The organism is Reyranella sp. (genome assembly GCF_050185545.1).
Classification (GTDB): Bacteria; Pseudomonadota; Alphaproteobacteria; order Reyranellales; family Reyranellaceae; genus Reyranella.
This window is the reverse complement of sequence record NZ_JBFWZI010000264.1, coordinates 1-8,128: the sequence shown is the minus strand read 5'-3', so window position 1 is coordinate 8,128 and position 8,128 is coordinate 1. Positions and strand designations below refer to the sequence as shown.

8 protein-coding genes are annotated in these 8,128 nt (G+C 68.4%); 6 read left to right on the top strand and 2 right to left on the bottom strand.

The genetic code is table 11. From position 1 onward, the window contains the following. Positions 1 to 560: 560 nt before the first annotated feature. Positions 561 to 1,472 (bottom strand): LysR family transcriptional regulator, encoded by a 912-nt coding sequence (locus AB7O82_RS35440; protein ID WP_428550872.1) that lies wholly within the window; start codon positions 1,470 to 1,472, stop codon positions 561 to 563. A gap of 97 nt (positions 1,473 to 1,569) precedes the next feature. On the opposite strand from AB7O82_RS35440, the gene AB7O82_RS35435 reads away from it, so the two are divergent. From AB7O82_RS35435 to AB7O82_RS35415, 5 genes are all read left to right on the top strand, one after another. Next, positions 1,570 to 2,553, top strand: coding sequence for an NADPH:quinone reductase (locus tag AB7O82_RS35435; RefSeq protein WP_428550875.1), 984 nt, complete (start codon positions 1,570 to 1,572; stop codon positions 2,551 to 2,553). Between the two features lie 22 nt (positions 2,554 to 2,575). After that, positions 2,576 to 3,544: a Bug family tripartite tricarboxylate transporter substrate binding protein gene (locus AB7O82_RS35430; protein ID WP_428550878.1), complete on the top strand. Its 969-nt coding sequence runs from the start codon at positions 2,576 to 2,578 to the stop codon at positions 3,542 to 3,544. A gap of 8 nt (positions 3,545 to 3,552) precedes the next feature. After that, a complete protein-coding gene (locus tag AB7O82_RS35425) occupies positions 3,553 to 4,341 on the top strand; it encodes a hydroxypyruvate isomerase family protein (RefSeq protein ID WP_428550880.1) in 789 nt (262 codons plus the stop codon). Then, positions 4,338 to 4,796, top strand: a complete 459-nt coding sequence (locus AB7O82_RS35420) for a lipocalin-like domain-containing protein (RefSeq protein WP_428550883.1) — start codon at positions 4,338 to 4,340, stop codon at positions 4,794 to 4,796. Before AB7O82_RS35425 ends, AB7O82_RS35420 begins: the two co-directional genes overlap by 4 nt. Positions 4,797 to 4,881: 85 nt before the next feature. Then, positions 4,882 to 5,865 (top strand): zinc-binding dehydrogenase, encoded by a 984-nt coding sequence (locus tag AB7O82_RS35415; RefSeq protein WP_428550886.1) that lies wholly within the window; start codon positions 4,882 to 4,884, stop codon positions 5,863 to 5,865. Between the two features lie 37 nt (positions 5,866 to 5,902). Here AB7O82_RS35415 and AB7O82_RS35410 read toward each other — a convergent pair whose 3' ends face one another. Then, a complete protein-coding gene (locus AB7O82_RS35410) occupies positions 5,903 to 7,435 on the bottom strand; it encodes a PLP-dependent aminotransferase family protein (protein WP_428550888.1) in 1,533 nt (510 codons plus the stop codon). Between the two features lie 94 nt (positions 7,436 to 7,529). Between AB7O82_RS35410 and AB7O82_RS35405 the strand changes: the two genes are divergently transcribed. Beyond that, positions 7,530 to 8,128, top strand: a 599-nt coding sequence (locus AB7O82_RS35405) for a pyridoxamine 5'-phosphate oxidase family protein (RefSeq protein WP_428621592.1), incomplete at its 3' end; no start/stop codon positions are given.

Sequence of the window (8,128 nt, the reverse complement as noted above, 5' to 3'; positions counted from 1 at the left end):
GAGGACACTCAGATGATGAAGGGTGTCGCCGGGTTCTCGTTGCCACCTGGAGAACTGATCGTCATGTGGGCCTGTGCGATGCACCGAAACCAAAGCGCTATCCAAAGGTTCGCGGAAAAGGCGAACCTGACACGGACGGAAGCAGCGCGAATACTTACTCGACACGACATGACCGGTTCGGGTCGATCTCTGACAAACCGCGCGACATAACTAGAATCCAGAATCTGCCTGGAAGCAGCGATAGATGGTGCGCATTGCTGGGGATCCCAATTCAACGAAGTCCATACCAGACCCGCAGTCTGCAAGTGTCTTTGTCCAGCAGCATTATGAAGGAAATTCCGATCTTCTCTTCCTGTACCTGCCGCGGCTCATGCTTGTTTGACCTCGACAGGAAGGCGAGCGGCGGCATGGCAGATGATACCGAACCCGACCCGGACCGCGTCATGCCCGGTGACTGACTCGCAGCTCGGAGGACGCTGCGCGTCGGCGGCGCCCGAGAGAAGCACCGCCCCGATGATGTCGAGCGTCGAGCGCCGTCAGGCCGCCAAGAACTGCATGCTTCATGGAGTTGCTCCCAGCCGTCCCGACTTGTCGCGTGCCACCCTGCGGGCGATCGCCACGAGCCTGCGCAGTGGTTCGGAGCGGCCCGCCTCTCTCCAAGCCAGGCCCAGCGGCGAGGCCGGCACCGCCACCAGGGGCTTGAAGGCCACGCCGCGAACCGCAAGCAGCGAAGCGCGGGACTTGGTCGTCACGGCACAGCCCACGCCGCGCGCCACGGCGCGCACCATCTGCTCGGTGTCGGGCTCGATGTCCACGATGTCGGGGGAGCGGCCGGCGAACACCTGCTCGATGACCCAATCGTGGAAGCCCGGCCCCTGCGAGCGCGGCCAGAACACGATGCGCTGGCGCTGCAGGTCCGCCGCCGCGACCTCGCGGCGACGCGCCAGGCGGTGATTGCGCGGCAGTGCGGCGACCAGTGGATCGGAGCCGACCTCGAGCACCGCAATGTCTTGCGCTTGCGCCAGCGGCAGGCGCAGGAACGCCGCATCCAGCGTGCCCGCGCGCAACTGCTCGAGGCTGCGCGTCGTGGTCACCGTGTCGATGATCAGATTGACTTCGGGGTAGCGGCGGCGGAACTCCTCGACAATGTCGGTGGCGATGCCGACTGGCGAGGTCCGGGCATAGTTCAGCCGCAGCTCGCCGCGAAGCGCGCGTGCCACGGCGCGCGTCGCCTCGCTGAGCTGGGCGACGCGGTCGAGAATGTCGGGCACACCGGCCAGCAGCGTGCGGCCCGACGCCGTCAGCTCGACCGAGCGGCTGGTGCGGTCGAACAGGCGTGTGCCGAGATCGGCCTCGAGCGTGCGGATCTGCTGGCTGACTGCGGGCTGGGCGATGTTCAGGCGTTCGGCGGCGCGGCCAAAATGCCGCTCCTGCGCCACGGCAAGGAAAGTACGGAGCTGCCGCAGGTCCATCGCAGAACAATAAGACGCGCTTATTGATCAAGTCAAAACCCCGCTTGGACCGCAGACCGGCGACGGTGGTTTGCTGATGGCCGGGAGCGAAACGACAATGCGGGCAGCATGGTACGATCGGCAGGGGCCGGCGCGCGAGGTGCTTCAGATCGGCGAGCTGGCGACGCCCGTTCCCGGGCCGGGCGAGGCGCTAGTGCGCGTGCACGTCTCGGGCGTCAACCCCGCCGACTGCAACGGTCGCGCCGGCCGCTTCGGCCGCAAGATGGGGTTTGCCCGCGTCGTGCCGCACAATGACGGCGCGGGCGTCGTCGAGGACGTCGGGCCCGGCGTCGAGCGCACCCTGGTCGGCCGGCGCGTCTGGATGCACAACGCCGCGCGCGGCCGGGCGATGGGGAGCGCCGCTCAGTATGTGGCGCTCGACGCGCATCTGCTGGCCGAGCTGCCCGACGATTGCGACTTCGTCGTCGGGGCGAGCCTCGGAATCCCGGCGCAGACCGCGCATCTCTGCCTGCTGCGCGACGGGCCAATCGAGGGCGCCACGGTGCTCGTGACGGGTGGCGCGGGTGCCGTCGGCTTCTACGCCATCCAGATCGCCAAATGGGCCGGCGCGCGTGTGGTCGCGACCGTGAGCGGCGAGCGCAAGGCCAGCGATGCGGCGCTGGCCGGCGCCGACCTGGTCTTGAACTACCGGACCGATGATGTCGCGGCCGCCGTGCTCGAGTTCACGGGCGGCCGCGGCACAGACCGGATCGTCGAGGTCGATTTCGGCGCCAATCTTCCGACGACGATGAGGGTGCTGGCCGACAATGCCGTGGTGTCGATGTACTCCTCGGTCGCCGTGCCCGAGCCGCATGTGCCGGCGCTCGGCCTGATGTTCAAGGGCGTCACGGTGCGCTTCGTACAGCTCGGCCTGTCGGCGCTGGAGCTGCGCCAGGCGGCGCAGCGCGGCGTCGTCGACTGGCTGAGGAGCGGCCGCGCGCAGCACCGCATCGCTGCCAGCGTGCCGCTGGAACGCATCGCGCAAGCACACGAGATCGTCGAAAGCTGCGACCGGCTGGGCACGGTCGTGGTCACGACGTGAGGCGAGCCCGAGGGAGGGAACGATGAAGCGCAGAACGATGTTGAAGATGGCCGCGTCCGCCGCAATCGTGGGCGCACCGATCGAGGCGCAGGCGCAAGCCTATCCCAGCCAGACCGTGCGGGTCGTCGTTCCCGGGCCGGCGGGCAATGCGCTCGACGCGCTGGCGCGGCTGATGTGCGGGGCCATGGGCAAGTCGCTCGACACCACCTTCGTCATCGACAACAAGCCGGGCGCGTCGGGTCATATCGGCGGCGAGTTCGTCGCCCGCGCCAAGCCGGACGGCTACACGCTGCTGTTCGGCGCCAGCACGACCCATGTCGTCAGCCCGCACATCCTGACCGACCTCAAATACAAGCCGCTCGACGACTTCGATCCGATCACGCTGGTGGCCAAGGTGCACAACGTCCTAGTGTGCCATCCCGAGCTGCCGGTGAAGAGCGTGGGCGAGCTCATCGACTACGCCAAGGCCAATCCGGGCAAGCTCTCGTTCGGCTCGACCGGCATCGGTTCGAACCTGCATCTCGGCATGGAGCTGTTCATGATCCTGACCGGAACCAGCATGCAGCACGTGCCCTACAGCTCGGCGGCGCTGCAGCTCGACCTGATCGCCGGCCGCATCCAGCTGTTGCTCGACAACATGCCGGTGGCCGTGCCCAACGTGCGCGCCGGCAAGGTGCGCCCGCTGGGCGTGGCGAGCCGCGAGCGCCAGCCCGAGCTGCCGGAGGTGCCGCCCATTGCCGACACCATTCCGGGCTACGAGGTCGGCGCCTGGGGCGTGCTGATGGCACCCAAGGGGACGCCGCCCGCCGTCATCACCAGGCTGAACGAGACGGTGCGCAATGCGCTGGCGCAGCCCGAGGTGCGCGACGGCTTCCTCAAGCAGAGCTTTCATCCCGCACCGATGACACCCGCGGAGACCGCCGCCTTCATGCGCGGCGAGTACGACAAATGGGCCAAGGTGGTGCGCGAGGCCAACATCAAGGCGAGCTAGGAGCAGGGATGCCGCGGTTCGAGGCGAACATCCGCTGGATGTTCAAGGAGTACGACATGCCCGGGCGCTTCGTGCAGGCGGCGCGCTGCGGTTTCAAGGGCGTCGAGCATGGCGATCCCTACCCCTGGAAGGCGGGCGACGTGCGCCGCTGGCTGAAGGACAACGGCCTCGTCATGGTGCAGATCCTGACGCCGCAGGACTGGGAGGCGGGCGAGCTCGGTTTGACGACCCTGCCCGGCCGCGAGGGCGACTTTCGGGACGCGGTAAAGCGCGGCATCGACTATGCGCTGGAGATCGAGTGCAGCCTGCTGCACCCTGCGATCGGCGGCACGCCGAAGGGCGAGGCGCGCGAGAAGACCTGGGCGCGTGTGGTCGAGAACCTGGCACTGGCTTGCGAGGAAGCCCAAAAGGCCGGGCTGACGCTCGTCATCGAGCCGGTGTGCAGCGCACGTTTCCCCGACTTCTTCATCCATACGCTGGACGAGGGTCTCGCCCTCATCAGGGAGGTCGGCCAGGACAACCTGAAACTCTGCTTCGACACCTATCACGTGCAGATGGAGGAAGGCGCCATCAGTCGCAACCTCGAGCGCTGCTGGCCGTGGATCGGCCATCTGCAACTCGGCAATCCGCCGGGGCGAAACGAGCCCGGCGTGGGCGAGCTGAACCTGCAGCACTATTTCGACCTGGTGGACAGCAGGGGCTGGCCGGGCTGGATCGGCTGCGAGTACACACCCTCTTCTCACACGCTCGACTCGCTGGCCTGGGGCGCACGTTACGGTATCGGCAAGCCGCAATGAGCGCCCGCGACTTCATCGGCAGCTACCGGCTGCAGTCGTTCGAGCTCGTATTCGACGACGGGACTGCCGAGCATCCGCTGGGTCGCGACGCCGAGGGCCTGATCGTCTATACGCGTGAGGGCTTCTTCTCCGGCCAGATGATGCAACGCGGGCGACCGAAGTTCGCCCAGCCGCGACAGTCGGCGGCGCAGAAGGACTTCGGCAGCGACGCCGAGGTGCGCGCCGCCTTCAACGGCTATGTCGCCTACTACTGCACCTACGACGTCGACGAGGCCAGGCGCATCGTCAACCACCGCATCCTCAGCGCCCTGCTGCCCGACTGGGAGGGCCAGGTGAACGTGCGACACTACGAGTTCAGGGGCGACGTGCTGGTGCTGCGGTCGCCGCCGATGCTGGTCGCGGGAAAATCCGGCCGCAGCGTGCTGCATTGGCAGCGCTGCCCTGTCATCTATTGAGGAGACCCCCAGCATGTGCGCATGCACCACGATGCAGAAAAAATCGGGGCGGTACCCGCCCCGATTTTCATAAGAGGAGCACGGCATGCGCGCGGCGGTAGTCGTCGATCGGGCGGGCGGCAAGCGCATCGAGGTGCAAGACGTGGCACGGCCCGAGCCTGGTGCCGGCGAGGTGCTGGTGCGCGTACGCGCCGCCGGCGCCAACCGCGCCGACCTCGCGATGAGCGTCGGCCATTTCAGAGGCGCCGGTGCGGTGCTGGACGCGCCTATCGCCGGTCTGGAGTTCGCGGGCGAGGTGGTGGAGCTGGGTGAGGGCGTGACGGACGTGAGGGCCGGCGATGGTGTGATGGCGATGGGTCAGGGTGCGTTCGCGGAGTACGTGCGCATCGACCATCGGCTGCTCATTCCCGTTCCAGGAAGCTTCTCCTGGGAAGAGGCGGCCGCGGCGCCGGTCGCCTTCATGACCATGCACGACGCCGTCGTCACCAATGGCCGGCTGCGGGCCGGCGAGGCCGTGCTGGTGCAGGGCGTCACGTCGGGCGTCGGCATCGCCGCCTTCCAGATCGCCAAGGTCAAGGGAGCGAGGACCGTGATCGGCACATCGACGTCGGACAGAAAGCTCGCGACACTCGAGGCATGGGGACTCGACGTCGGTGTCAACACCAGGACCGACGACGTCGTGCAACGCGTGCGCGATGCGACCGACGGCAAAGGCGCCGATCTCGTAATCGACATGATCGGCGGACCTGTGATCAATCAGAACATGCAGGCGGCGGCGGTGAAGGGCCGTATCATCGATGTCGGTCGCATGGGAGGGACGAAGGGAGAGATCGATCTCGACCTGCACAGCCTGAAGCGTATCACTTTCGTCGGCGTCACCTTCCGCACGCGTTCGGTCGATGAGATCCAGACGATTATCCGGCTGATGGTGGACGATCTCTGGCCCGATGTGATGGCAAGGCGGATAAAGCTTCCGGTGGATCGCGTTGTTTCCATCGACAGAATTGCGGATGCCTACGCGCATCTGCGCTCCAATGCACATTTGGGCAAGGTCATCGTCACAATGTAGCCAACGCTCAAGAGCGGTGCAGTGAACAGAGTGGCATTCAACCATTCCGCCGGCGCACCGGGACGGTATCGCGCAGCACGTCAGCGAGGGCCGCGCAAGCGCTGTCGATGCCACCTTCGGGCGTGGCGGCATAGCCCAGGATGAGGCCGTGGCGGCGGCGTCGGCCGGCATGGCAGGCCGAGAGCGGCGACACCGCGATGCCCGCCCGCGCGGCCGCCGCGGCAACGACGCGGTCGTCGAAGCGGGGCGCGATTGCCGCGACCGGCCGCGCGACCAGGTGCATGCCGCCGGGGTCGCGCGCGCTCTCGAGCCAGCCTGCGAGATGGCGCTCAAGTCCGGCGAGCAGCGCGTCCTGGCGGCTGGCGTAGAGGAGCCGGGTGCGGCGCAGGTGGCTGGTGAAATGGCCGTCGGCGATGAATCGGGCGAGGGCGCCCTGGCCCAGCAGGGAGGGCCGCGCCGGCACCGCGGCCATCAGCACCTGCGCTGCCGGTGCGAGGGCGGCCGGCAACACGACGTAGCTCAGCCGCAGGGCGGGAAAGAGCAGCTTGGAGAAGCTGCCGAGATATGCGACCCGGCCCGAACGGTCGAGCGCGCGCAGCGGTGCGAGCGGCCGGCCGGCATAGCGGTACTCGCCGTCGAAATCGTCCTCGGCGATCCATCCGTCGTGGCGTTCCGCCCAGCTCAGCAACTCGAGCCGCCGCTGCAGGCCGAGCACGCTGCCGAGCGGGAATTGATGTGACGGCGCCACGACGGCGAGCCGCGCCGCGGGTTCGGCCGCCAGCGCCCTGTGGAGCGCGAAGCCCTGCGAGTCGACCGGCACCGGCACGGCACGCACGTCGGCGAACGCCAGCGCCTCGCGCGTGCCGACAAATCCCGGCTCCTCGATCCATGCCGCCTCGCCGCGATCGAGCACCAGCTCGGCGAGCAGCGACAGGCTCTGCCGCACGCCGGTGGTCACGACGATCGCCTCGGCGTCGCAGGTGAAGCCGCGTGCCGTGCCGAGATAGGCCGCGATCGCGGCGCGCAGGCCGGCATGGCCGAATGGATGCAGCGCGCCGGCGACGGCCCACAATGGCTGCCGCCATTCGCGCTCCAGCAGCCTGGCCCACAGCGCGAAGGGAAAGGCCGTGCGGTCGGGCTGGCCGGTCGGGAAAGCGAGCGGGGCGTCGTCGAAGCCGAGGTCGGGCGGCGCGTCCCGCAACGCGGCGCGCGCACGACGCGACAGGGCGGGAGCGGGCGCTGTCCGGCCGGCCGGCGGCGGCGCGCCCCTGCCCGGCGGCGCGGTCAGCATCTCGTCGGGCAGGTCGTTCGCCACCGAGAGACCGGAGGCGGCCTGCGCCACGACGTAGCCCTCGGCGATCAGCTGGTCCATGGCGAGCAGCACGGTGCCGCGCGCGACGTCGAGCTCGCTCGCCATCAGGCGCGAGGAGGGCAGGCGCTGGCCGGCCGCCAGCCGGCGCTCGAGGATGGCGCGGCGCACCTGCTGGCCGATCTGCCGGTGCAGCGGCAGGGTGGCGGCGGGATCGAGGACGAGGCCGAGCGGGGCGGCCTTGCGGGTGGGGCGTGGCATGACTGGTCCAGACTCGATTTGCCGAACTGGCTCTTTCGTCTGGACCGTAATGCGGCGATGGTCCGGCCGCAAATCGCCCCCGGAGTTTCCTGTCGTGAGCACCACTACCCCCATCACCACCGGCGCCCCCACCGCCGCCGCCGGCCCAACCACCAACGCTCGCGGCCACCATACCGAGAACACGCCCGAAGCCTTCGGCGTGACGCCGGTCAACCGGGTCAAGCGCGTCCACGAGCGCGGCCGCTACGATCGCAAGACGGTCTACGAGATCCTCGACGCGGCGCTGGTCTGCCACATTGCCTACGTGATCGACGGCCGGCCTTACTGCACGCCGACCAGCTTCTGGCGCGAGGGCGACCACCTCTACTGGCACGGCTCGTCGGCCAGCCGGATGATCCGCACCCAGCGCGAGGGCGTGCCGGTGTGCCTCACCGTCACCCATCTCGATGCGCTGGTGATGGCGCGCTCGGGCTTCCACCATTCGGTCAACTATCGCGCCGTCATGGCCTTCGGCACGGCGCACGTCGTTGACGACACCGGGCACAAGCTGCAGCTGATGGACCGCTTCATCGACCGCATCTATCCGGGCCGCTCGAAGCTGATCCGCCAGCCCAACGCCCAGGAGCTCAAGGCGACGACCATGATGGGTATGGAGATCGAGCACGCGTCGGGCAAGATCCGCGACAAGCACGT

What these genes read in the sequence shown, in the direction of transcription:
- AB7O82_RS35440 (WP_428550872.1), bottom strand. Translation starts at nt 1,472, where the DNA reads ATGGACCTGCGGCAGCTCCGTACTTTCCTTGCCGTGGCGCAGGAGCGG.
- AB7O82_RS35435 (WP_428550875.1), top strand. Translation starts at nt 1,570, where the DNA reads ATGCGGGCAGCATGGTACGATCGGCAGGGGCCGGCGCGCGAGGTGCTT.
- AB7O82_RS35430 (WP_428550878.1), top strand. Translation starts at nt 2,576, where the DNA reads ATGAAGCGCAGAACGATGTTGAAGATGGCCGCGTCCGCCGCAATCGTG.
- AB7O82_RS35425 (WP_428550880.1), top strand. Translation starts at nt 3,553, where the DNA reads ATGCCGCGGTTCGAGGCGAACATCCGCTGGATGTTCAAGGAGTACGAC.
- AB7O82_RS35420 (WP_428550883.1), top strand. Translation starts at nt 4,338, where the DNA reads ATGAGCGCCCGCGACTTCATCGGCAGCTACCGGCTGCAGTCGTTCGAG.
- AB7O82_RS35415 (WP_428550886.1), top strand. Translation starts at nt 4,882, where the DNA reads ATGCGCGCGGCGGTAGTCGTCGATCGGGCGGGCGGCAAGCGCATCGAG.
- AB7O82_RS35410 (WP_428550888.1), bottom strand. Translation starts at nt 7,435, where the DNA reads ATGCCACGCCCCACCCGCAAGGCCGCCCCGCTCGGCCTCGTCCTCGAT.